The 25,231-nt window shown below is 44.9% G+C and carries 22 protein-coding genes; 9 read left to right on the top strand and 13 right to left on the bottom strand.

Annotated features, from left to right (window positions below):
• Positions 1 to 35 precede the first annotated feature (35 nt).
• A complete protein-coding gene (pgm, locus tag AWH61_RS04670; protein WP_061485424.1) occupies positions 36 to 1,688 on the bottom strand; it encodes a phosphoglucomutase (alpha-D-glucose-1,6-bisphosphate-dependent) in 1,653 nt (550 codons plus the stop codon).
• A gap of 47 nt (positions 1,689 to 1,735) precedes the next feature.
• A complete protein-coding gene (locus AWH61_RS04665; protein WP_075176311.1) occupies positions 1,736 to 2,521 on the bottom strand; it encodes a replication initiation regulator SeqA in 786 nt (261 codons plus the stop codon).
• 500 nt (positions 2,522 to 3,021) lie between these two features.
• On the opposite strand from AWH61_RS04665, the gene AWH61_RS04660 reads away from it, so the two are divergent.
• The 6 genes from AWH61_RS04660 (at position 3,022) to cynS (ending at position 10,996) form a co-directional block, all read left to right on the top strand.
• Positions 3,022 to 3,969: an AAA family ATPase gene (locus AWH61_RS04660; protein ID WP_014978902.1), complete on the top strand. Its 948-nt coding sequence runs from the start codon at positions 3,022 to 3,024 to the stop codon at positions 3,967 to 3,969.
• Positions 3,970 to 4,005: 36 nt separating this feature from the next.
• The gene (locus AWH61_RS04655; RefSeq protein ID WP_075176310.1) at positions 4,006 to 5,139 is read left to right on the top strand and encodes a DUF58 domain-containing protein; all 1,134 of its coding nucleotides are present in this window, start codon (positions 4,006 to 4,008) and stop codon (positions 5,137 to 5,139) included.
• Complete coding sequence (locus tag AWH61_RS04650; RefSeq protein WP_075176309.1) at positions 5,136 to 7,202, top strand: transglutaminase TgpA family protein; 2,067 nt, start codon at positions 5,136 to 5,138, stop codon at positions 7,200 to 7,202. Before AWH61_RS04655 ends, AWH61_RS04650 begins: the two co-directional genes overlap by 4 nt.
• 440 nt (positions 7,203 to 7,642) lie before the next feature.
• Positions 7,643 to 8,491: a formate/nitrite transporter family protein gene (locus AWH61_RS04645; RefSeq protein WP_014949030.1), complete on the top strand. Its 849-nt coding sequence runs from the start codon at positions 7,643 to 7,645 to the stop codon at positions 8,489 to 8,491.
• A 126-nt stretch (positions 8,492 to 8,617) separates the two neighbouring features.
• Positions 8,618 to 10,528 carry a bifunctional protein-serine/threonine kinase/phosphatase gene (locus tag AWH61_RS04640; RefSeq protein WP_075176308.1) on the top strand — a complete coding sequence of 637 codons (1,911 nt, stop codon included), beginning with the start codon at positions 8,618 to 8,620 and terminating at the stop codon, positions 10,526 to 10,528.
• A gap of 18 nt (positions 10,529 to 10,546) precedes the next feature.
• Positions 10,547 to 10,996 carry a cyanase gene (gene cynS / locus AWH61_RS04635; protein WP_014949029.1) on the top strand — a complete coding sequence of 150 codons (450 nt, stop codon included), beginning with the start codon at positions 10,547 to 10,549 and terminating at the stop codon, positions 10,994 to 10,996.
• 113 nt (positions 10,997 to 11,109) lie between these two features.
• On the opposite strand, the gene fusA is transcribed toward cynS, so the two are convergent.
• From fusA to AWH61_RS04610, 5 genes are all read right to left on the bottom strand, one after another.
• On the bottom strand, positions 11,110 to 13,197 hold the full coding sequence (gene fusA / locus AWH61_RS04630; protein ID WP_039225640.1) for an elongation factor G: 2,088 nt from the start codon (positions 13,195 to 13,197) through the stop codon (positions 11,110 to 11,112).
• A gap of 183 nt (positions 13,198 to 13,380) precedes the next feature.
• The gene (rlmM, locus tag AWH61_RS04625) at positions 13,381 to 14,478 is read right to left on the bottom strand and encodes a 23S rRNA (cytidine(2498)-2'-O)-methyltransferase RlmM (protein WP_075176307.1); all 1,098 of its coding nucleotides are present in this window, start codon (positions 14,476 to 14,478) and stop codon (positions 13,381 to 13,383) included.
• Complete coding sequence (locus tag AWH61_RS04620) at positions 14,471 to 14,938, bottom strand: DUF423 domain-containing protein (protein ID WP_075176306.1); 468 nt, start codon at positions 14,936 to 14,938, stop codon at positions 14,471 to 14,473. Before AWH61_RS04620 ends, rlmM begins: the two co-directional genes overlap by 8 nt.
• A gap of 35 nt (positions 14,939 to 14,973) precedes the next feature.
• Positions 14,974 to 15,666 (bottom strand): alpha/beta family hydrolase, encoded by a 693-nt coding sequence (locus AWH61_RS04615; protein WP_075176305.1) that lies wholly within the window; start codon positions 15,664 to 15,666, stop codon positions 14,974 to 14,976.
• A 1-nt stretch (position 15,667) separates the two neighbouring features.
• Positions 15,668 to 16,570, bottom strand: coding sequence for a transcriptional regulator GcvA (locus AWH61_RS04610; RefSeq protein WP_014949024.1), 903 nt, complete (start codon positions 16,568 to 16,570; stop codon positions 15,668 to 15,670).
• Positions 16,571 to 16,786: 216 nt separating this feature from the next.
• Between AWH61_RS04610 and AWH61_RS04605 the strand changes: the two genes are divergently transcribed.
• Positions 16,787 to 17,065, top strand: a complete 279-nt coding sequence (locus tag AWH61_RS04605) for a hypothetical protein (RefSeq protein ID WP_014949023.1) — start codon at positions 16,787 to 16,789, stop codon at positions 17,063 to 17,065.
• 62 nt (positions 17,066 to 17,127) lie between these two features.
• On the opposite strand, the gene kdsA is transcribed toward AWH61_RS04605, so the two are convergent.
• From kdsA to hemA, 6 genes are all read right to left on the bottom strand, one after another.
• The gene (kdsA, locus tag AWH61_RS04600; protein WP_075176304.1) at positions 17,128 to 17,982 is read right to left on the bottom strand and encodes a 3-deoxy-8-phosphooctulonate synthase; all 855 of its coding nucleotides are present in this window, start codon (positions 17,980 to 17,982) and stop codon (positions 17,128 to 17,130) included.
• A 20-nt stretch (positions 17,983 to 18,002) separates the two neighbouring features.
• The gene (locus AWH61_RS04595; protein ID WP_014949021.1) at positions 18,003 to 18,374 is read right to left on the bottom strand and encodes a SirB2 family protein; all 372 of its coding nucleotides are present in this window, start codon (positions 18,372 to 18,374) and stop codon (positions 18,003 to 18,005) included.
• A gap of 232 nt (positions 18,375 to 18,606) precedes the next feature.
• A complete protein-coding gene (locus AWH61_RS04590; protein WP_014949020.1) occupies positions 18,607 to 20,169 on the bottom strand; it encodes a response regulator in 1,563 nt (520 codons plus the stop codon).
• Between the two features lie 153 nt (positions 20,170 to 20,322).
• Complete coding sequence (gene prmC / locus AWH61_RS04585) at positions 20,323 to 21,162, bottom strand: peptide chain release factor N(5)-glutamine methyltransferase (RefSeq protein ID WP_075176303.1); 840 nt, start codon at positions 21,160 to 21,162, stop codon at positions 20,323 to 20,325.
• A gap of 36 nt (positions 21,163 to 21,198) precedes the next feature.
• Positions 21,199 to 22,284: a peptide chain release factor 1 gene (gene prfA, locus AWH61_RS04580; protein WP_014949018.1), complete on the bottom strand. Its 1,086-nt coding sequence runs from the start codon at positions 22,282 to 22,284 to the stop codon at positions 21,199 to 21,201.
• 15 nt (positions 22,285 to 22,299) lie between these two features.
• Positions 22,300 to 23,574, bottom strand: a complete 1,275-nt coding sequence (gene hemA / locus AWH61_RS04575; RefSeq protein ID WP_014949017.1) for a glutamyl-tRNA reductase — start codon at positions 23,572 to 23,574, stop codon at positions 22,300 to 22,302.
• A 131-nt stretch (positions 23,575 to 23,705) separates the two neighbouring features.
• On the opposite strand from hemA, the gene lolB reads away from it, so the two are divergent.
• Both lolB and ispE read left to right on the top strand, forming a co-directional pair.
• Positions 23,706 to 24,332 (top strand): lipoprotein insertase outer membrane protein LolB, encoded by a 627-nt coding sequence (gene lolB / locus AWH61_RS04570; protein WP_014976154.1) that lies wholly within the window; start codon positions 23,706 to 23,708, stop codon positions 24,330 to 24,332.
• Complete coding sequence (gene ispE / locus AWH61_RS04565; RefSeq protein ID WP_075176302.1) at positions 24,332 to 25,198, top strand: 4-(cytidine 5'-diphospho)-2-C-methyl-D-erythritol kinase; 867 nt, start codon at positions 24,332 to 24,334, stop codon at positions 25,196 to 25,198. The genes lolB and ispE overlap by 1 nt, the downstream gene beginning before the upstream one ends.
• The last annotated feature ends 33 nt before the right edge of the window (positions 25,199 to 25,231 follow it).

Below are 25,231 nucleotides of genomic sequence, written 5' to 3'. Positions count from 1 at the left end.
TACAAAAAGGAATTTAAAGTGATTTATTTTTGTACTTATTTAATTATTTTTCCGACTAAGGCTTCGGCTTCAGCAATTAGATCCTGTAAGTGGCTTTCACCGTTAAAGCTTTCCGCATAGATTTTATAAATTTGTTCGGTGCCAGAAGGACGCGCTGCGAACCAGCCATTTTCTGTCGATACTTTAACGCCACCAATTGCCGCGTTATTACCTGGCGCATGGGTTTGAACGGCAGTGATAGGCTCGCCCGCCAACGTATCGCTAGTGACGACAGATGCATCCATCGCCGAAAGCTTTTGCTTTTGTTCAAGGGTTGCTGCTACGTCAACACGGCTGTAAACCGGCGCTGCAAATTTTTCCGTTAGCGCTTTGTAGTGCTCGCCAGGATCTTTGCCTGTGATGGCTAGGATTTCAGCTGCCAGCAAACAAAGAATAAAACCGTCTTTGTCTGTCGCCCAGGTGCTTCCATTGCGTTCAAGGAAAATTCCACCAGCACTTTCTTCACCCGCAAAACCAATGGTACTGTTTGATAAACCATCAACAAACCATTTAAAGCCTACCGGCATTTCAGCTAAAGGTTTACCTAAACTGTTGGCTACGCGGTCAATCATACTGCTAGACACCAGTGTTTTACCGATATTTAAATCGCTAGGCCATTCTGGACGGTGGGTATAAAGGTAGTTAATAGCCACGGCCAAATAATGGTTTGGGTTCATTAGGCCCGCACTTTTGCACACAATACCGTGACGATCGAAGTCAGGATCATTGCCCCAAGCTAAGTCAAAGTTATCTTTCAGCTCGATAAGCCCTGCCATCGCATAGGCAGACGAACAATCCATACGGAGCTTACCGTCTTTGTCACGGCGCATAAAACCAAACTGTGGGTCAACCGCGTCGTTAACAACGGTAATGTCCAAGCCATATTTATCTGCAATTCGCGACCAATAACCTATGCCTGCACCACCTAATGGGTCAGTACCTAACTTCAAGTTAGCTTTTGCAATCGCTTCCATGTCGATAACGCTTGCAAGGTCTTCAATATAAGGTTCCATGAAGTCTTCTTCACGAACCAATTTGCGCGCGGTAGCTTGACGAATATCAATGCGCTTAACATTTTTATTGCCATCTGCAATTAATTCATTGGCGCGTTCTTGAATTTGTTTGGTTACATCACTATCGGCAGGCCCACCGTGAGGCGGGTTGTACTTAAATCCACCGTCTGAAGGAGGGTTATGAGAAGGCGTAATGACGATACCATCTGCTTTGTCGGTGTTACCTGCGCGATTGTAGCGAATAATAGTACGTGAAATAACAGGTGTCGGCGTATAGCCCATGCTTTCATTGTCTGCGCGCTGCACGACAACATTGACACCGTTTGCACACAAAACTTCGATAGCGGTAATCATGGCAGGCTCAGATAACGCGTGGGTATCTTTACCAACGAACAGCGGACCGTCGATACCTTCTTGTTTACGATACTCTACCAATGCTTGGCAAATTGCACTGATGTGGGTATCGGTAAACGTAGCGTTGGAAGCTGTACCTCTGTGACCTGACGTGCCAAAAGAGACCGCTTGACCCGGGTCATTCATATCCGGTTTATAGCTGTAATACTGGCTCACTAACTGCGCTACGTTAATGAGTTGCTCTTTTGCTGCATGCTGTCCAGCCTGCGGATGTAATGCCATGAAAAAAATCCTTATTTAGAAGTTTCGTTGTTCTATACCTTGGCTTGCTATTTACCTTCTGAAGAGAAACGCGCAATCACGGTTTCAATAACATCGGGTTGATAGCCTAAGTTACGCAAAACTTGTTCCAGCATATTCGTTTTCTTGGCAGTATTGTTATTTGTTACCACCCAGAACGGGCTATCAGGGATAGCTTTAGGATTAGTACTGCTGCCGTTTTCCAACAATGCCGCCTTACTTGTCGCAAAGTACGTACGGTTTTTACCTTTTATACTTTCAACACGAGTAAAGTTTTCTGCATTAAGCTTGTGCGCTGCACTTAAAACAAACAGGAATTGATCAACGCGCTTGGTAAATGTGCCTAATGCATCTTTTGACACCGCTTCAAGAATGTCTCTTTTCGAGTGAGCTTCTGTTGCTGGCGTTACTGAAGAAACTTCCGAAACCTTTTTAGCTGCCCTTGAGTTCGCAGGCGCTTTTGCTGCCGTTGCTTTAGCTGAAGCTTTCTTCGCTGCAGCCTTTGGCTCTGCTTTAACTGCTGAACTGGCTGTCGCTTTAGTAGGCGCTTTGGTTTGTACTTTAGTCGCTTCTTGAGTTTCAACTTCGGGTGTTGACTCACTTGCGTTATCTGCGGTTTCTACAACGTCTGTACTTTTTGGTTCGCTTGTTTTTACAGATGTAGATGAAGCCCCACCATGCTGGACACCGTGGGACACGGCACCGTCTTCAGGCAAAAGTAAACGTCTTAAAATTTGTGATGCACTCTCACCAATATGCTTCGTTTGGCTGGCGATGAAGGCATATAAATCGTCATCTATTTCAATGCTTTTCATAACTACTTCCTTTTTAAGAGGCACCATTATAGACAACACAGATAAACTACGCAGCACTTAATAACAGATGTTTTGCGGGAATCTATGCTAATAAGATAAGAAAGTGACGTTTTACTGCTTCCCAACCCGTCGTATTTGCTGTCGATAAAGTCCATGTAAGCCGTTTTTACTTTTTCAAAAATAGACGTCGCCTTAACAACATTAAGAACATAGGAGAAACAACGCAACGAACCATCAAGTCGCTGATATACCTGCGTATAAAATTTAACAGGTAATTCAATAGAAAGCCTTTCACTATCGTTGCTATTATTAAGAAGTAGTGACCTTCGAAACACCGCATTGTCGGCACTCGTTACCGTTCGCTAAACATGTAAACTAGAACATGAACTCAGACATGAACTTAAACATCATTGCGCAACATCCTTAGAAAAGCCTTAATCGCTTTCTCACTGTTTAATACGTAGTGTGACAGAGTAACTTTAAACTTAAGTGACAATTATATGCGCCAAGATATCATCAATGTACAGCGGGCTCTTAGTCAGAAAATTATTGGTAAAGATCACCAGTTAAAACTCGCAATAACTTGTTTACTTGCCAATGGCCACTTATTAATTGAAGACTTACCGGGAATGGGTAAAACCACCCTTTCTCATGCGCTTTCCCAAGTTTTTGGCCTACAATATTCTCGCATTCAATTTACTTCTGACTTACTCCCATCAGATATGTTGGGCGTAAACATTTTTCATAGTAATGAACAAGACGAGGCAAAGCGCTTTTCGTTTAGACACGGCCCTATTTTTAGCCAAGTGGTGTTAGCGGACGAGCTAAACAGAGCCAGCCCCAAAACACAAAGCGCCCTGTTAGAAGCGATGGAAGAGCGACAAGTAAGTATCGATGGTGTAACCCACGCGCTACCCTCTCCATTTTTTGTTATTGCTACACAAAACCCAAGCTATCAATCGGGCACTTATCCCTTGCCAGAGTCCCAACTCGACCGTTTCTTTATGCGTATCTCTTTGGGCTATCCAGCGTGGGAAGCAGAAAAAGCCATGCTATTGCAACAGGATGCATCAGCACCGCTTGCACAAATACTAAATGAGGAGAATTTGCGCGAGATGCAACGAGAGGTAGCCGCTATTCATACCAGCGATGCCATTATTCATTACATTCTAAGATTGGTGAGTGAAAGTCGAGAAAGTAATGATTACCCTAACCCCCTATCGCCACGAGCGAGTAGAGCGATACTACAAGGTGCCAAAGCTTGGGCGTTTGTTTCCGGAAAATCATATGTTACTCCCGAAGATGTACAGGCCGTCTTCGTGGCCATTACCGCTCATAGGCTAACATTGTCTTCACATCAGTTGGCACAAGGGCAGCAAACCCATGCTTTTGACGGTGAAAAACTGAGCCAGAAATTACTCGATAGTATTGACCCACTGGCAGCCTAGCATTCATGAATTTTCGGAGCGCTAAAGGTGCGTAGAATGCCAGCTTCACTTTCGAATTACCTACAACGTAGGCTATTAAAGTGGTTAGACAGGCGAGTTCCGGCTTCTCACGAACATCACCTCAACTTAAACAGTATTTTTATATTGCCGAGCGGATTCGGTTGGTCTTTTATTATTCTATCGCTGTGTTTGTTTTTACTTGGCACTAACTACCAAAACAACTTGATGTTGCTGCTTAGCTATTTGTGCTTAAGCATTATGCTATTAACGCTGTTTTACACTCATCAAAACTTTGCGCGTTTAACGCTTAAAGCGACGCCCCCCAGTCCATTTCACTGTAATTTACAGGGTGAATTACAGCTTCAGGTTACCCCTCACCCGGCAGCGCCAACGAAAACGTGCAATGGTGTATTAGCGATAAAGTGGCTAAATACAGTGCGCCCCATGGATACGACTGCTCATGCAAGCAATGAAAACATCTCAGTGGAACAGCAGACGTACAGCTTTTCTTTAAACGACAATGAAGTTGCGGGTACAAGACAAACGCAAACCCTCAGCGTGCCTCTTTCAATACCAGTACGGGGGCGATTTGCACTCGGCAGACTAACCATTGCATGCGATTTTCCGTTGGGATTATACAAATGCTGGACCCACCTCGATTTTGACCAACAAGTCACTGTCTACGCAAAACCTCAAGAAGGTCCGGTCACTGTTAATAAGGTAGCGAGTTCTAATGAGTCGGATAGCGTCAGTCAGGTTAACGACCTTACAAGTAACGAGGACTTCTACGCATTAAACGATTACGAAGTTGGACAGCCGCTTAATCGCGTATCGTGGAAGCATGTGGCGAAAAACGGAAATTGGGTTTCGAAATCCTTTACCTCCTTGCAAAGCGACAGTTTTGTACTTTCAGTTCCCTCAAACATCGATGTGGAAACTGCCGTGTCGGCACTTACCTATGCAACATTGTCTTGGACAGGCGCAGACCGGGTATTTGGAATACAGTACAAAGGGCTTAGCATTGCCCCTGCTCGCGGGGTAAAACATAGGCACGAATGTCTTAGTGCACTTGCTTGTTTGAATTCGCATTCATCACAAGCTTCTTCAACCTCAAATAAAACGGTCTCAATATCTTCCATAAAGAGTGAAAGAGCGAGGTCAACGAAATGAACTCCGCTATCTTAAGCCGTTTATCACAATTAACCGTTGTTAAAAGCGTGTTTAGCCAACCAACGTCCGTGGCTGTGCTTATGCTCTGCATAGCATTCTCTTTTATTCTTTTCACTCTCACCGCGCCGCTTATGACATGGGTAATCATGCTAGGCGGATGCGCAGTGATAGTGAGGGCCGCAGGCCTTAGTGCGTTGAATAGTTTGCCAACATCACGCACGGTTAATCTACTGGCGATATTGGCAGTGTTCGCATTATCGTGGTTTGGCTTCTCAGTAGGATTGCTTGATAGCATGATCAACCTATTGACCGTCGCGTGCGCGCTCAAAATCATGCTGGTTGAGAAAAAACGAGATTTTCACTTAATTGTATGTACCTGTTTGTTCTTGATCGGCTGCGGATTTATCTCGTCTCTAAGCGTATTTGCGTGGATTGGCTATACAGGAATACTGGCCCTGCTGCTATTCGCGACTGCCATTTATCACGGTGCAGGAATACCCAAATCAAAAAGCATTAAATTCGTGACCGTGCTTATTGTCCAAGCTTTCCCTATCGCGCTGCTACTGTTTTTACTGCTTCCCCAACTCCCTCCGCTTTGGCAGATGCCCACGTCAAAGTCGACTGAAACCGGGCTTTCTGACACGGTGACGCCTGGTGATATTGCGTCACTTGCAAGTTCATCTGAATTGGCTTTCAGCGCCACATTTGAAAACGCAGAAGCAGTCCCTGTTGCACCGTCCAGGTATTGGCGCGCTATGACCTTAGAACATTTTGATGGGAAAACCTGGTCTATTAGCGACAAGCGCAAACAGGCAGAGCAGCAGCTAGCTTACATGGGCAAGCCAACACCCTTGTCAGCTCTGGCCGAGGAAAATACGCCTCAAGTGATAAGTTATGAATTGATCGTGGAACCCACACAGCAAACGTGGCTGTTTGCGTTAGCGCCTTCGACCCCCAACAACCGCGAGAACAGTATTTTCGTAAGAAGTCTTTTTGATTTTACGTTAAGGGCGAATAGCCCAATATCCAGTAAAAAAGCGTTTTATCTGCGCTACTATCCAACTGCTCAAATCACTAGCGGAATAGGAAATTTTGAATCGCAACTAAACCTTCAGGTTTCCATGAATGGCAACCCTCAAGCCAGAGCATGGGGACAGACACTTGCCAAACAATACTCAAGCGCACAGCAAATAGTTAGCGCAATAATGCGTGAATTTAATCAAGGGGGCTTCCGCTACACCCTATCGCCGAACGCCATGCCTACCGACCCCATCGACCGTTTTTTATTTGAAGAACGCTCAGGTTTTTGTGCCCATTACGCAGGCGCCATGGTGTATGTGCTTCGCGCCGCAGGGGTACCGGCAAGAATGGTGACAGGCTACCAAGGCGGAAGCGCACTTAATGACAATGTGCTGCAAATAAGGCAGTACGATGCACATGCGTGGGTGGAAGCATTTATTGATGGTGTATGGATTCGACACGACCCAACGAGTATGGTGGCACCGTCACGCTTAACCTTCGGGCTTGAACGTGCTTTGGAAGAGCTTGGGGAGTCTCGTGAAGCCAGTATTTTGGGCGACCTTAGCGACGCTGCTATTTTTGCAACGTTACAAAGCTGGTTGCAACAGCTCGATTACTCGTGGAGTAAATGGGTACTGGGCTTTGACAATACTGCGCAAACCAACATGCTTGAAGAATTACTAGGCTCGCTAACGCCGCAAAAAATGCGAGTTGTATTTCTTTCCGCCATTGGCCTAATTGGGCTTATTTTAGCACTTTATTTTTTACCCAAAACGCATCGCAACACACTGTCGCCCTCACACAGAGTTTTACTAAACGCAATAAAATGCGTTGAAGCTAAAACAGGAAAAGAAAGAGGGAATAAAACCTTGTCCGCCTTTATGAGTGAAGTTAACCCTTTGATAAACGAAGATGCTGCCAAGGCACTAAGACTACTGTGTGAACTATTTGAGCACGAAAAATACGCACACCGAACACAAGAGACAAAAGTTTATCCAACCATGAAGCATCAGTTAAAAATGTTAAAACAGGCATTGAAGTAGGAAATGGTTAAACCGGTTGCACCTTAAACACTCACACTCCCCCCTTTTTAGTGCAGACTAATTAATAGTGCCTAGGCGCAAGCGCCTATCAACTCAGCCAAGGATTTACACAAGCCATTGTTTTTAATAGCAATAAATAACATATTTAGGTACATTTTGGTTATTGGCACTTTTTTAGCTTTGTACAAATGGATAACACAAGTACGAAGGCGCTTATACAAGTATTAGTTGCCAACGGGCTTTAGAGTACAAAGGCGTACACATAACCGACGGTTTATTTGTTAGCTACCACAATGCATGAGTTTCGGACAAAGGCGTCCCCAGTTCTTTCTTACGAGAGCGCTGCGGACGCCTTTTTTTGATCTTCTGGAACGCATTGAAACAGTAAACGCCAACACACAGATGACAACTTATTAATAACGACAACGTGAGGTGAAACCATGGCTTATCTTCTCCCCGCTGAGTTTGCAACCAAGATGGTAGATGCAGGCGAAGCCAAAATTTATATGTCTACACGAGATACTCTAATCCGCGCTTATATGGCAGGTGCAATATTGGCCCTTGCCGCTGTTTTTGCCGTTACTATTGCCGTTCAAACCGGCGTATTTCTTCTTGGCGCAGTGTTATTCCCAGTGGGCTTTTGTATGCTCTACCTTATGGGATTTGACCTATTAACCGGCGTGTTTGTACTTACTCCACTCGCTTGGCTTGCACAGCGACCTGGCGTGACGCCAAAACAAATTCTACGGAATTGGGGATTAGTATTTTTAGGTAACTTTGGTGGCGCATTAACCGTGGCCTTTATGATGTCGTTTATTTTTACCATGGGGTATAACGTGGATGGCGGTGCCATCGCGACTAAGGTAGCCAGCATTGGCGAAGCTCGTACATTGGGCTACGCAGAACACGGTGTTGCAGGCTGGTTCACCATTTTTATTCGCGGCATGTTGTGTAACTGGATGGTGTCGCTAGGCGTAGTGGGTGCAATGATTTCAACTCACGTTAGCGGAAAAGTACTAGCCATGTGGATGCCAATCATGCTGTTCTTCTTTATGGGTTTTGAGCACTCAGTAGTAAACATGTTCCTTTTCCCATTTGGCCTTATTATGGGCGGCGACTTCTCGGTTATGGACTACTTCATTTGGAACGAGATCCCAACTGCACTTGGAAATCTTGTTGGTGGCCTCGCCTTTACTGGACTAACCCTGTACACCACCCACGTTAAGACGCTACCCAAACGTACTATCCCTGTTGATAAAGCCGCTGCATCGCAAACACTGCCTATTTAATTAAGGCGCTTATCTTAAAGCCATCATGCCTTGTCCCTACAAGACACGTCATGATGGCGTTATCCGTTTCCTTGGAAATAACTAATTGGGCTCATAATTAAATATGCAGGTAAGAAGCAATTAAACATGAATGAGCGAGCCGCGTTAAACGCCCCAATTAACCCACCAGCTAACACGCTCAGTGTAAGTGCATTTTCTACAGCCGGCGTTAAAGCGATAAACCAAGATGCATACGCTTTTCATGTTTCTGATAACCCAGATCAAAGCAGCGTTTTTGTTATCGCCGACGGTGTAAGTAGCAGTACGGTTAGCCAAGTTGCTAGCGACTTTGCTACCAGTCAGTTTATTAAACTGTTTAATATGGCGCCGGAACAATGGTCGGTTAAGATGCGCGCTGAAACCATTATCAAGGAAATAAACGCGCTGCTTTACACACGTACGCAAAGAAGTCCCTTCTGCTATACACCAGAAAAAGGTTATGTGTGCACGTTAACAGTGGCGGTGGTAACAGGCAATCACATGGATGTATTTCATGTGGGGGATTGTCAAATTCAGGCTATTTCTAAGAACGCACAGTCGCCTGTCTTACTCACAAAACCTCATCGTCAAGTATCGGAAAGTGAACCTTCGCAGAGTTATCTTACTAAAGCATTAGGCGTTCAAGCACATATAGACATCGACCACACAACACTCACCCTCAACTCATCGAGCACGTTTTCGATAAGTAGCGACGGGGTTTATGAGTTTGTTTCGCTACCTACCATTCTTATGAAAATCAGTGAGGCCGATACGCTTTCTGAAAACCAAGCTGCGTTGGTAGTACATGAGGCATTTACTAGAGGAAGCGATGACAACCTCACCTTACTTCTCGTAAAGGTTCTTGTAGCTAGCCATGATGGCCTAGACGATCACAGACACCCACTGTATACAGGCGTTTCAACTTCACCTCATTCATCTGAACTTAACAGGCCGTTGGGCGACCAACTTATAACCAATTCTGAGGTTTCTGATGCTGCGATTCATTACTCAAATCAGCAGTCTGATGAACATGTATGCGAAGAGCCTGCTGCCGCAAACTTTAAGACGGGTGATGATGTTGATGGACTGAAGCTAGAACGACAGCTTTATACGTCGGCCCGAAGCCATGTTTTTATTGCCACCAATTCGTCTTGTGAAGCTACGCACAGAAACAGCCCTTTGGTTGTAAAAACGCCGGCTACCGACTTTACCCTATCACCAGAAATGGTAAATGGGTTCCTAATAGAAAGCTGGTTTTCGAGACGGATTAATTCGGCACACGTTATCAAAAGCCCAACGTTTACTGATTTGGGTTTACCGTACCCTCCTTCTGCTTTTTACAGCGTAAGTGAATATGTTCAAGGTCAAACGCTAGCTCAATGGGCTGTTGATAATCCTACGCCGCCATTAGAGCAAGTTAGGAATATAATCGAGCAGGTTGGTAAAGGTTTACAGGCAATGCACCGTCAGGGCATTGTTCATAGGGATATACGCCCCGACAATATTATTATTAGCGAACAAGGGCACTGTACAATTATAGATTTGGGTTCAGCAGCCTTAGCCGATGCCCCAAGCCTCTATAGTGACACACCTATTCCTGGCGCTGCACTTTTTTCCGCACCTGAATACTTTTTAGGAAATGTAGGCACAGAGCGCTCTGATCTGTTTTCCTTAGCCGTCCTCACCTACTATCTCTTGTGCGGGCGTTACCCCTATGGCACAAAGCTCGCTCACTGTCGCACGTTGGCCGAGCAGAAAAAGTTAAAATACCAAACCGCATTGGCTCCTAATCGGCCAATACCTAATTGGGTTGATAGCGCCCTTAAACGTGCTTTGCATGTGAACCCTGATAAGCGATTTTCTTCACTATCTGAGTTTCTTTTTTCGCTTCGCTACCCAAATCCATCACAACATACGGCGTACGAGCCGTTAGTAAAACGACACCCTCTTTTTGTGTACAAGGTGCTAATACTGGCACTTATTTTCAGCAATCTAGTTACGCTCATTTTGTTTAACTAACCCTTTAAGGAAATGCAAATGATTACATCGAGAACCCAAGTTACCGACATGATCCAGTCAGCCAAAATTTTAAAAGGCATAAAGTGGAGTCAGATTGCCGAAGTTGTTGGTCAGTCAAAAGAATGGAGTACAGCAGCTTGCTTAGGACAAATGGCCATGACAAAGCAGCAAGCTGAAGCCGTGGGTGAGTTACTTGAGCTTACCGACGAAGCGATTGCCTGGCTTCAAATCGTGCCCTACAAAGGCTCGTTACCCACAGAAGTCCCTACCGACCCACTTATTTACCGCTGGTATGAATTGGTGAGTGTGTATGGCACTACATTAAAGGAATTAATTCATGAAGAGTTTGGCGACGGCATCATGAGTGCCATTGATTTTTCTATGGATTTACAGCGCGAAAACGATCCTAAAGGTGACCGTGTCAGCGTAGTTATGTCAGGTAAGTTTCTGCCATATAAGATGTACTAAACGTATTTCAGGATGGGACACTCGACATAAAAAAAGCCGGTCATGCGACCGGCTTTTTAGTATTTCTTGAAGCGTAAGCTAACCCAAGGTCAGCTTACGTTCGCAAAGGCTAATTACTTAGCAGCTTTACGTGCTTTCGCTTCTTCAATTACTTTGTCAGCTACGTTCTGAGGACAAGCTGAGTAGTGGCTGAATTCCATAGAGAACTGACCACGACCAGATGTAATAGTACGTAGGTGACCGATGTAACCAAACATCTCAGATAGAGGTACGTCAGCCTTAATGCGAACGCCAGTAGCGCCAGCTTCTTGGTCTTTGATCATACCACGACGACGGTTAAGGTCACCGATTACGTCACCAACGTTGTCTTCTGGGCTGAATACGTCAACTTTCATCACAGGCTCAAGAATTTGAGGACCTGCTTTTGGCATTGACTGACGGAATGCACCTTTAGCTGCAATTTCGAACGCGATTGCTGATGAGTCAACTGCGTGGAAACCACCGTCGAATAGCTCAACTTCAACGTCTAGTACTGGGTAGCCCGCTAGAGGACCTACTTCCATCATACCTGCAAAACCTTTTTCGATTGCAGGGAAGAATTCTTTAGGAACGTTACCGCCCACAACAGTAGATGTGAACTTGAAGCCAGAGTTAGTTTCGCCCGGACGGATGCGGTAATCAATCTTACCGAACTGACCAGAACCACCAGACTGCTTCTTGTGCGTGTAGCTGTCTTCAACTGCTTGTGTGATAGTTTCACGGTAAGCAACTTGAGGTTGACCAACTTCTAGCTCAACGCCGTAAGTACGCTTCAAGATGTCTACTTTGATATCTAGGTGAAGCTCACCCATACCTTTAAGGATGGTTTCGCCAGAATCTTCGTCAGTTTCAACTTGGAAAGATGGGTCTTCTGCTACTAGCTTACCGATAGCGATAGACATCTTTTCGTTAGCGCCTTTGTCTTTTGGCTTAACAGCAATCGAGATTACTGGCTCAGGGAAGATCATTGGCTCTAGTGTACATGGGTGCTTAGGATCACATAGTGTGTGACCAGTTTGAACGTTCTTCATACCAACAACAGCTAGGATGTCACCTGCTTGTGCTGAAGTAAGTTCAGTACGTTCATCAGCGTGCATCTCAACCATACGGCCGATACGCTCAGTTTTACCCGTTGCGCTGTTAAGAATAGTGTCGCCTTTGTTTAGCTTACCAGAGTAGATACGGATAAACGTAAGGGCACCGAAACGGTCGTCCATGATTTTGAACGCAAGTGCACGGAACGGCTCGTCAACAGATACTGTTGCAACTTCACCAGTAGGCTCACCCGTTTCTTCGTCAGTTAGATCTTGTGGATCAACTTCTGTTGGAGACGGAAGGAAGTCTACAACCGCGTCAAGAACTAGCTGAATACCTTTGTTCTTAAATGCAGAACCACAGTATGTTGGGAAGAACGCTAGGTCACGAGTACCTTTACGGATACAACGCTTGATGTCTTCTAGAGAAGGCTCTTCACCATCCATGTAAGCCATCATTAGGTCGTCATCTTGCTCAACAGCAGTTTCGATTAGTTGCTCACGGTACTCGTTAGCCTTATCAACCATATCTGCTGGGATATCTACAACTTCGTAGTTTTCAGGAAGACCTGAATCGTCCCAGATGTACGCTTTCATGTCTAGAAGGTTAACAACACCTTTAAACTCGTCTTCGATACCGATTGGAAGCGTCATTACTAGTGGGTTAGCAGCAAGTACTTTCTTAACTTGGCCAACTACACGGTAAAAGTCTGCACCCATACGGTCTAGTTTGTTTACGAAGATTACACGCGCAACTTCTGATTCGTTAGCATAACGCCAGTTAGTTTCTGACTGAGGCTCAACACCGCCAGAACCACAGAATACACCGATACCGCCGTCTAGTACTTTAAGTGAACGATATACTTCAACTGTAAAGTCAACGTGTCCCGGAGTATCGATGATGTTCATGCGATGATCTTTCCAGAAACAGGTTGTTGCCGCTGACTGGATGGTAATACCACGCTCAGCTTCCTGCTCCATGAAGTCAGTTGTTGATTCACCATCGTGAACCTCACCAGTTTTATGGATTTTACCAGTAAGCTTCAAGATACGTTCTGTTGTGGTAGTTTTACCCGCGTCTACGTGGGCGAAAATACCAATGTTTCTGTAATGAGATAAGTCTGACATTAGTTCACTTTCATTGGTTCAGAGTAAAAAAACGGCCGGATTATAAAGGATTTCTATACCAGATTTACACCTTTTTTAGCATAAACCTTAAATTCGTTTGCCAAAATCCGCGCCACCATCAATTCTTTTCTTTAAGTATCAATAACTTATTAATTAATGACACTTTTTTGAAAAATAACAAAATCACACCTCATCTTTTGAAGTGCGAACAATTGTTACTGTAACTTCATCTCTGTCGTGGTAGAGATGCCTCACCTTCACCGCAAATGCATCTTCCAAGGCATTTAATCGGCCTCTTAGCAACGTCATGGCTTCAACTACAGTTTCATAACGTTGTTTCATAGGTAACTTTAAATTGAATATTGCGTGCGTTGCCCAGTGCTTAACTAACCAATCACCCATCAATTTAGCTACCCTATCGGGTTGCTCTATCATATCACATACCAGCAAATCTACACGACCAAATTGTGGTCGATAGGTAAACCCGTCTGCCGCGTGATGTTCAACCAAGCCCGTGCTCATTAAACTATCGGCTACAAGTCCATTGTCGATAGCTTCAACATACATTCCGCGCTTCACTAGCTGATATGTCCAACCACCCGGGCATGCACCTAGGTCCACGGCACGTCCACCGCTGCGAAGTACCTTAGCCTGCTGTTTGTCGCTCAGCATATTCACTAAAGCATCTTCAAGTTTAAGCGTCGAGCGGCTCGGCGCATCACTTGGGAACTTTAACCGGCAAATACCCAAGTGATCGCCACTAGCATGACTGGGTAATGTATAGCCAATATGGCAAATCTCAAATGACTCAAAGAAAATATGTAGCTTTGGTTTACCTAAATTTTCCTTTGCGGTGAGCCATCCCGCTTTTCTTAGGGCTTGGCGAAGAGGAACAGTAAACTTTCGGCAGAACTTTGCGAGGGTTTTACCTTCTTCTGTATCTGGGTATTCGACGTCTATGGCGCCAAAAATTTGAAATGGTTTTTCTACCTCTTTCAAAGCCTCGAGCACTTGCCCTACCCTGTCCTCTTTCTCTATATCGTTTAGCGTGGCAAAAACAGCCACCAGTTGACGAGGGAAGATACTGTCGTGAACAGCAAACTGGGTAATGGTTTGCTCAAGCTGCGTGGCATCATATAAATGATAAAGTACAAAGCCACTGTTCTTCTTAGATAATGGGTAGCCATAACACTGGGCTTCACCGTAACGAGAGGTAAGCTCGTTAGCCGTATCGTTTTCATAACCAGGTCGGCAATAACCTAAAATACTGGCGTTAGACATTACCTGCCCCCGGCATGTGGTGAGTTTTGTTCTGCTCTTCTTTTTGTTGCTTGTTTAAATCATGACCTTTTATCAGTCCTATCACTAACAACACCCATCCAATAATAAAGAACATGCCACCCAAAGGCGTTATCGGGCCAAACCATTTAATACCGCTTATTCCTAGCGCATATAAACTTCCACTAAACAACACCGTTCCGGTAACAAAACAAAACGCTACCCGATTAGCCCACGTCGATGAGACAACGCCTGACAGCGCAGGCAAAAGCAGCAAGGCTAATGCGTGATACATTTGATAACGCACGCCAATTTCAAACGTGTTGAGCTGCTGTGCAGTTAATACGCTTTTTAAACCATGTGCGCCAAACGCACCTAGTACTACAGAAAGGCCCGCTAGCAATGCGCCAATAATAAGGTAAGGTTTAGCAACGGAGGCAAACCTAAGTTTTTCAGTTTTCATTAAATTAGTCTTTCGCTCTGATTTCTAATTAACCATTAATTATTTAAATGGGCTTCAATAAAAGAAGCGGTAAGCGTGGCAGCGGTAACAATATGTTCTTCCTGCGTTTTGCCACTTGATTTGCGAGGCTTAAAACTGTGATCGCCGTCGTCTAAATAGGCGCATTCAATGTCTGTAGATAATACGCTGCGCTTTTTGTAATCCTCTACTTCGCTCTTTGTACCAAAGGTATCTCGTTCACCCTGAATAATAAGCAAAGGCTTAGACGCCGTTTGCAGATGTTCGGTTCGTGTTTTTTCTGGCTTACCAGGAGGGTGAAACGGATAGCCCAGCGCTATCGCGCCTTTTACATTGCTCACCGCTTCGTACACCATGGTCGCCATACGCCCGCCCATCGACTTTCCACCGATGAACACAGGCAAGTTATGCAAGGCTTTGTTATCTTTGCTGCAGGTTTCAATCACCGCAGTAAAATGTGACATAAGTTTATCGGCTTTATCGGGAGGCCTACGCTTACCGGTAGCTTTTATGGTTTGCATATAGGGAAAGTTAAAAAGAACGGTTGATATACCTCTAGCAACCAGTTCCTTCGCAATGTCTTGCATGAACTCATGTTCCTTACCGGCGCCGGCTCCATGGCCTAGTATCAAACACGCTAAGGGCTTATCGGCTTCATGCAATTCAATGTCAAAACTAGGCTGTTCAGCAATGGTGTTCAACTTAGTCATATTACAACAAGTCCTCTTGTTCAGCTTCGACCAGCGCTAAAATCCAGTCCCTAAATGCCGCAATCTTACCTAGTTCAGCCTGTGATTCCTCACACACGAGATAAAACGCATCGCGACTCTCCACTCGTTCTTCAAACGGCATAACTAGCCTTCCCGCTTCAATTTCCGGCCTTGCAAGTACCGTGTTACCCAACGCAATGCCTTGACCGAGTGCAGCGGCTTGCAAAACTAGCATGGAGTGACTGAAAACCGGTCCTTGGTTAACGTTTACGCCAACCACACCTACATGCTTCAACCAATTTTTCCATGCAGTACGGCTTAAGTCGTGAAGCAACACGTGGTGCCGTAAGTCAGACAGGCTGGATAAAGGTTTGGGGCCTTGAAAAAGCATTGGAGAGCAAAGCGGAGTTAGAAACTCTCGATGTAGCTGGTCGGCTTGAAGACCAGCCCAACGACCTTTGCCGTAATATATCGCAACGTCTACATCGTCTTCTAAGAAGCCTTCATCGAAATCAACTGCCTTGATGCGTACGTCGATGTCTGGATGCGCCAAACTAAACTTATGAATACGGGGTACCAGCCATTGGCTCGCAAAGCTGGGCGGCATCGCTACCGTGATAGCACCTTTACTGCCCTTCGCAAGTAGCCTTTCTGTCGCGTCTTGTAAGTTTTTGAAGATATCTTTTAGCTCAAGAAAATAAGCTTGACCTTCTTCGGTTAGAAGCAGGGTTCTATTTCTTCGAAGGAATAGCTTCATCGATAAGAAATCTTCAAGCGCTTTTATCTGGTGGCTAACGGCAGCTTGCGTAACAAACAGCTCATCGGCAGCCTTAGTAAAGCTCAAATGGCGAGCAGCCGCTTCAAACGATTTCAAGGCGTTGAGAGGGGGTAAACGTCGATGCATATATCGTTTTTAATCCAGTGTGACCGAAGCATGACAAATTCATTAGTTTTTCTAATGACAACCCATACTTTTACTCGTTTTATTTTTCACCACCCGCTGACTATAATTTACCCGAAATTAAAAAAGAACATTTAATTTCAGCATTTTATGATGAACATTTGTTAAACATTTTAACATTCATCAACAATTATTTAATTATTTTTATTAGGTGTGAAAATGAAAAAATTACTTTTAGCTAGTGTTTCTGTAATGGCTTTTGTAAGCGCTGCTGCAAATGCTAACGCACAACCAGAAAAGATCAATCTACAATCGTTAATCAACACAGCAATGACCAGCGTAAAAATGGCCGAAGTACTGCCAGAAAACGATGCGCATATTGTTGTGAAAAAGCAGTCTAAAGCGATTTTAGCTGAAGAGACGCAAGTTCAGCTTCACAAGAACTTATTAGCAATGACAAAAGGTGAAGAGCGCGTAAACGTTTCTGAAGCGGAATAAGCAACTCACACACCTGATACGCATGCCGGTGCTTGCACCGGCATACGCCATCAAATACTAGCTTAGGTATTACTTGTATCTAACGCGTCAAAACCTTTCACCAACTCATCTAGTGCTTTCATCTGCTGCAAGTAAGGCTCTAATTTTGCCAACGGCAGTGCGCAAGGCCCATCACATAGTGCTTCATCAGGGTTAGGATGCGCTTCTATAAATAGCCCTGCCAAACCCAATGCCATACCGCTTCTGGCCAACTGTGCAGCTTGCGCTCTACGACCATCTGCAGACGTCGCACGGCCACCCGGCATTTGAAGTGCGTGAGTCGCATCAAATATTACTGGGGCATATTCTTTCATTGCGTCCATGCCAAGCATATCCACAACTAAATTGTTATAACCAAAGCAGCTACCACGCTCACAAAGAATAACCTTATCGTTCCCCGCTTCGTCTAGTTTTCCTATGATGTGACGCATTTCATGCGGTGCTAAGAATTGAGGCTTTTTCACATTGATAACGCTGCCGGTTTTTGCCATTGCAACCACAAGGTCGGTTTGGCGCGCCAAGAAAGCAGGCAGTTGAATAACATCCACTACTTCAGCTACGGGAGCTGCTTGGTGCGGTTCGTGCACATCAGTGATAAGCGGAACGTTAAAGGTCGACTTAATTTCTTCAAAAATACGCAACCCTTCTTCCATGCCAGGCCCACGGTAAGAAGTCACAGATGAACGGTTCGCTTTATCAAACGAGGCTTTAAAAACGTACGGGATATTGAGCTTTTGCGTTACTTCAACATAGTGCTCTGCGATACGCATAGCGAGATCGCGAGACTCAAGTACGTTCATTCCACCGAACAGAACAAACGGCAAGTGGTTGGCAACGTCAACGTTACCTACATTAATAATCTGTTGAGATTCAGACATTATCTATTTCCAATTAAATCTTAAAAAAGAGGTTGTTTGGTTACAGCAACCATAGCCGTTGCCATAAGCACAACAAGCGCTGCTACGAAAAAGCTCCATTTGCCTAACGCTGTTTTGGCTTTTTTCAATGCAAACAATCCAAACACTATGTACAGCACCACGCCCACAACTTTAAATGTGAGCCATGCATTAACTAAAGGATATTGAGACAAAATAATGCATAGCCAAATTGCGCTGGCTAATAGCACGGTATCAATGATATGAGGGAGAATTTTAACCCATTTTTTGCTAAGTGCTGTAGCGTCGAATTGACTCCATATAAAGCGAAAGACAAAAAATAATATGCTCAAGCCAACGGCGGTCATGTGAAGGTGTTTAGCCATCATGTACATAATGTGTTCCTGTTCTTATTAGATAGTAAGGCTGCTTCTGGTTACTTTAACACAGGTGTTAATTGAGCCGATTTAGTTTTACAGCAATGCAAAATTCAACAGACTCAGAATACGAGTAGCAGACTCAAAAAAACAGGTGCATGTAGCACCTGCCTTCGTTTTAATTATGGCGCCTGTTTAGAGGCTGTTATTGTAACGTATTACAGTACGTAAATAACGGAGAAATAAATCATTATGCGTCAGGGAATTGAGCTTGAATTGCCATAAAGGCCGGAAGGTCATTTAGCATACACTGAACTAAATCAGGGTCGAAGTGCTTGCCACTTTCCTCTTTCAATACGGCTTCAACCTTATCAATTGTCCACGCTGGCTTATACGGTCTTGCGTTTAACAGTGCATCAAACACATCAACTAACGTGGCAATACGGCTTTTTATATCAATTTCTTCGCCTTTAAGCCCGTCTGGATATCCCTTTCCATCCCAGCGTTCGTGATGTTGCTTTGCTAACATTGCTGCAAGTTGGATAGTGGGCCGGCTTGAATCTCGCAAGATCTGGTAACCAAATTCAGCATGCTGACGTATTTTAAATACTTCCTCTTCGGTTAACGGCGTCGTTTTGTGCAAAATAGATTTAGGCACTATAGACGTCCCAATATCATGGAGTGGCACGGCAAGGCGTAATGCGTGGATGTCTTGCTCGTTCAGCCCAACCTTTTCTGCCAACAGTTGCGCCATTTCAACCATTCTTGTGAGATTATTTGATGCATTTGACTCATGCTCTAACGCTCGACCTAAACGCTCAATTATTTCTTTCTGCGTCGCTTCAACATCTACGGTTTTAAGTACGTTGTCAAAAGCAAGCTGAACACTGTCTGAAAAGCGTTTTACCAGATGACGATCACTTTCCCCTATTCGTCTCGGTAATCCTGACAAGTACAAGAGTGCGCCATTGTGGCTTTTGCTGTTGCAATAAGCCACAACGTGATCTTCTGCATAAACAATTTGCTTATCGCGCATAGCTCTTGCGCACAGGGCATATTCTTGTGCGCTAATCGCGTCTTTTAAAGGCACCCCTTCCTTACTGGCGTACTCACCGTTGCCAGCAAAAACATATAGTTCGTCGTCACCCAGTTTGTTGTTGCTGGTATTAATAGTACGCGATGTAGTTGCCACCGCTGTAGTAATGTAGGCTGCATCCTTTGAACAGCCCAGAATAGACGCCAGCTGTTGAATGATGCCCTGCATGAACTTTTCGAGGGAACGGGAGGAAAATAAATCCACAGACGCATCTATAATTTTTTCAAGGCCGCGTCTATTTTCTTCGATAACGATAATATCTCGATATGAGCGGAGCGCTGCAATGATAACAGTAAAGAGTTTTTGCGCGGTCAGTTCGGTTTTCGACTTGTAGTCGTTGATGTCGTAATTAATGATGACATCTTTTTCAGGGGCTTGGCCAGGTTGTCCAGTACGCAAAATAATACGCGTGAAATGATTGTCTAATTCGTTACGAACATACTCCGCCACTTTAAGACCGGCGTCATCAGTCTCCATAACAACATCAAGTAACACAACGGCGATATCATCATGGGTTTTGAAAATGGCCTTCGCTTCCTCTCCGCTATAGGCACTAACAAACTCAAGGGTTTTGCCGTTTAAACTAAAGTCATTTAGCGCCAGCTTGGTAACGGCGTGTACTTCGGGTTCATCATCAACAATGAGTACTTTCCAGCTACCCAGATCATCTACTTCATTTTCATCGTCATCTTCTGCGAAAAGAAAGTCATCATTCATCTGGTACGTCCTGTAGTGTAAGAGATTGTTTAACTTAGTGCTTTTTGAGGTCTTACAACCGCTTAATAGATACTAATGTAAAACAAAATATAAGCAAGTTTGCAATTAAATTTTGATAACTACAGAAAAGATAACTTCTTTGGAGGTTGAAAACTACTGCCACTGTCCTAGCGTTACACGGTCATTGTTGCCGTAGTCTTTAACAGTTTTGACGTCTACAAATCCCGCATCTACGAGCAAAGCGTTTACCGCAGCCCCTTGGTCAAAGCCGTGTTCGAATGCAAGTAAGGCACCTTTATTGAGATATTGCGGCGCGTTATTAATAATCTGTTTGATGTCGTCTAGACCATCACTGCCCGAGGTTAATGCTGTTTTAGGCTCAAAACGCACGTCGCCCTCATTAAGGTATGGACTGGATTCTTCTATGTAAGGTGGGTTTGAAACAATAATGTCGAAGGTTTGACCTGCCAGCGCACTAAACCAGTCACTTTGCACAAAATGCGCATTGGCTATGCTATTAGCTTGAGCATTGCGGGTAGCAAGCTTCACCGCCCCCTCTTGGTAGTCTACGCCAGTAACGGATGCTTCTGGCAGTTCGCTCGCTAATGCCAACGCAATAGCGCCCGTACCGGTTCCCAAATCACAGATTGATAAGGGTGCAGAGGATTGTTGATTTGCCCAATTAAGCACGTGCTCAACCAATACTTCAGTATCCGGTCGTGGAATTAAGGTATCTGGCGAGGTAAACAGTGACAGGGTCCAGAAATCACGCTTGCCGATAATATACGCCACGGGCTCACCCCGTTTACGCTTGGCCACATCCGCTTCAAATTGCGCTTTCTGGGCGGCGTCCAAGGTTTTATCAGGCCATGTGAATAGATAAGTTTGTGACTTACCTAGAATGTTCGCCAACATGACTTTTGCATCAACAGAGGGTGACTCCCCACCCTCTAGTTGTTCAGCAGCCCATGCTAAGGCGTTGTCTATGCGCATTGTTTTTCTATAAACAGTTTGTGTAACAAGACAGCGTTATTCGTCAGAAAGAGAGGCCAGTAGATCGGCCTGATGCTCTTGCAAAATTGGGTCGATAAGCTGTTTCAGATCACCTTCCACTACTTCGTCTAAACGATAAATAGTCAGGTTGATACGGTGGTCGGTTACACGTCCCTGCGGGAAGTTATAAGTACGAATTCGCTCAGAGCGGTCACCGCTACCGACTAAGCTCTTACGAGTAGAAGCCTCTTCTGCTGCTCGCTTTTCTTCTTCAATCTGATTTAAGCGCGCTTGAAGTACCGACATCGCTTTCGCACGGTTTTTGTGCTGTGAACGCTCGTCCTGACATTCCACTACCAAGCCTGTTGGCAAGTGAGTAATACGAATAGCCGAGTCGGTTTTGTTAACGTGCTGACCACCCGCACCTGATGCACGGAAGGTATCGATGCGAAGCTCTGCAGGATTAATTTCAATTGCCTGCGACTCTGGAATTTCTGGTAATACCGCCACGGTACATGCCGAGGTATGGATACGGCCTTGTGATTCGGTTTCTGGTACACGCTGTACGCGGTGACCGCCCGACTCGAATTTCAATACGCCGTACACGCCATCGCCGCTAACATTCGCAATGACTTCTTTATAACCGCCATGCTCGCCTTCATTGGCGTTAACCAACTCTACACGCCAGCCACGACTTTCGGCATAACGGCTGTACATGCGGAACAAGTCACCTGCGAATATTGCCGCTTCGTCACCACCCGCACCAGCGCGAATTTCCAAGAAACAGTTGTTATCATCGTTAGGGTCTTTTGGCAGGAGTAGCACCTGAAGTTCAGTTTCAAGGCGTTCAATTTCCGCCTTGGCATCTTTCATCTCTTCCTGTGCCATCTCGCGCATTTCAGCGTCATCTTCGTTCAACATTTCCTGCGCTGAAGCCAAGTTTTCTTGTGCTTGCTGATAAGCATTAAAGCCTGCCACTACATCTTCTAGCTGACTAAACTCTTTTGACAAGTTGCGAAACTTATCTTGATCGCCGATAACTCCAGGGTCGCCTAACAACGCCTGAACTTCTTCGAAACGCTCGACTAAGTGTTCGAGTTTCCTAACTACCGACTCTTTCATATGCTTTTTATTACCTTATTTATTATCGTCTGACGAAAAGTCAGATAAATCTAATGCCTGTCCCATCCATCGGCTTAACGCCGGGTCATCGTGCATGGCAGCCTCGCGTAACGCTAAGGTTGTTGGGTGCAATAGCGTATTGGTTAATTTATACGCCATTTCTTCTAATACCGTTTCGGCATTTTTACCTTCCGCTAATTGCGCTTTGGCTTTTTCCACAATATCGTCACGCTGTGCCATGCCTTTTTGGCGATACTGTCTTACTAAATCTATCGATTGCTGCGACTGCTTCCACGTCATGTAGTCGCCAGCTTGTTTGTCGATGAGCTTTTCCGCTTCTTTTGCTGCTTGCTCGCGGTTTTCTAAATTCTTCTGAACAATATGCTGCAGGTCATCAACAGTATAAAGATAGGCATCGCCTAGCTCGTTAACCTCTGACTCAATATCTCGTGGTACCGCAAGGTCCACCAAAAACATCGGCATATTTTTGCGCTGTTTAAGGGCTTTCTCCACCATCCCCTTGCCAATTAAGGGCAGTTGGCTAGCAGTAGAGCTTATCACGATATCAAAGTCTTTTAAGTGCTCCGGCACCTGCGATAAGGTAAACACACTCGCATCTAGTGTTTCAGCTAAGGCTTCTGCTCGCGCTACGGTTCTATTCGCCACCGCCAAACAGCTCACGCCCTGCTCTTTCAAATGCTGAGCCACAAGTTCAATGGTTTCGCCAGCTCCCACTAATAACACTGAACGTTTTGGTAGTTCAGCGAATATATGCTTGGCCAACTGAACGGCTGCATATGCCACGCTTACCGCGTTTGCACCTATATCTGTTTCACTGCGAACTCGCTTCGCCACCGAAAACGTATGTTGAAACAGCTTATCAAATTCGCTGCTCACCATACCTGAGTGTTTTGCATCACCAAACGCCTGCTTCACCTGACCTAAGATTTGAGGTTCTCCCAAAATCAGTGAATCAAGTCCGCTGGCTACACGCATAATGTGCTTAACCGCTTCATCCTGCGCGAGCACATAGCTGTTATTGGCAATCTCTTCTACATCTAAGTGATGGAAGTCACTTAACCATTGTAGAAGCTTTTGGCCGGTGTCGTCTTGAGTATTGACGTATAGCTCAGTGCGGTTACAGGTCGATACAATGACAGACTCATCTACGCCTTCCAGCTTTTTTAAACTCGCAAGCGCTTCCACCAGAGAATCTGGTGTAAAGGCCACTTTTTCGCGAAGTGCTACTGGTGCTGTTTTGTGGTTAATACCGAGGGCGAGTAAAGTCATTAAAATCTGTGCTGGCAACGTCGGAGCGGCATTGTACGAAAAACCCAAAATGATTGAAAGTGTTGGTGAAACTGTGTTCCCATAATGTCACAATTAAATGTGTTTTATTTTTATACAGGTAACGCGCCTTAATGATTCGCTTTATTTCCCTACTGTTGTTTCTCTGCTTCGTACTGAGCGCATGCACAACCGCTCCCAAAGGCCCAGAAAACGCGGTAAACCTCACGGCCCAACTTGAAAAAGTTGCTGAAGTACATCAGTGGCAAATGCGCGGAAAAATTGCATTTCGCCAAGGAAAGGAAGCGGCCAGCCTTAATTTAGTCTGGAAAAACGATTCCGGTGATTTTGATTTTCGATTAACCAATTTTCTAGGGGTAAGTCTGGTTAACCTTAACGTTACCCAGCAGCAGTCGGTATTAGAGGCTGACGGTGAAACGTATGTAGATGCTCTACCAGAACCACTTATTTACCAGATAACGGGAATGGTCATTCCGGTGGAATCACTATTGTCTTGGGTAAAAGGCTTACCGCTAGACGGTGATAAATTTACCCTAACTGAAAAAGGATTGGTTAATACCCTTGAAAGCTATTGCCAAGGTTGCCGCAATTGGCAAGTTGCTTACGGTAATTACGGTAGTGTTAAGCTAGATGATGGCACATCTGTATGGTTGCCTCACAGCATAACGCTTACCCAGAATGAAACGCCGGACATGCCTAATACTCAGCTTAAAATTAAAATTTATCAGTGGACTCTGTAGTGAACTCATCTGTTTCAGAACATAAAGATTGGTGGCCTTCCCCCGCTAAACTGAACCTTTTCTTGCATATACTTGGCCGCTACGACAACGGCTATCACCAGCTTCAAAGTCTGTTTCAAATGCTGGATTACGGCGATGCACTCGCCTTTGACATAAGTACAGACGACACAATCATACGCATGGAAACCCCACTGGATGGGGTTCCGGACGATGACAATTTAATTGTAAAAGCAGCGCGGCTGCTGGCAACAAAAACAAAATGTAATGAAGGTGCCGTTATTTCGTTAGACAAGCGCCTTCCTATGGGGGGCGGCATTGGCGGGGGTTCTTCGAATGCAGCCACCACGTTAGTGGCGCTTAATCACCTTTGGAACACAGGGCTAAGTGAAGATGAACTGGCTGAGCTTGGGTTATCTTTAGGCGCTGACGTACCTATTTTTGTGCGAGGTCTAACAGCATTTGCAGGAGGCGTTGGAGAAGACATAACGCCAGCTCCCCAAAAAGAACAGTATTTTCTTGTAGCGAACCCAAATGTTCATGTCAGTACAGCAGAAGTGTTCACCTCGCCGGATTTGCCCAGAAATACACCTGCGATACGTTGGGAAGACTATAAATTTGAAAAAACTTGGAATGATTGTCAGCAATTAGTCGCGAATCGCTATCCTGAAGTTGCAAAATTATTACAGTGGTTGGTACACTACGCACCGTCGCGAATGACGGGCACAGGTGCATGCGTGTTTGCCACTTTTTCTGACTACACTTTAGCCGAACAAGTTAGGGCTCAAATGCCTGAAACTTGGCAGAGTTTTGTCGCAAAAGGTGTGAATCGCTCACCACTATTAGATAAATTAGAACAACAAAGATAGCGTGTACGCCACATCGGACAAGAACTTAAAAAT

The organism is Alteromonas sp. W12 (assembly GCF_001924945.1).
Taxonomy (GTDB): Bacteria; Pseudomonadota; Gammaproteobacteria; order Enterobacterales; family Alteromonadaceae; genus Alteromonas; species Alteromonas macleodii.
The sequence above is the reverse complement of the archived record's forward strand: the minus strand, read 5'-3'. Positions and strand labels throughout refer to the sequence as shown.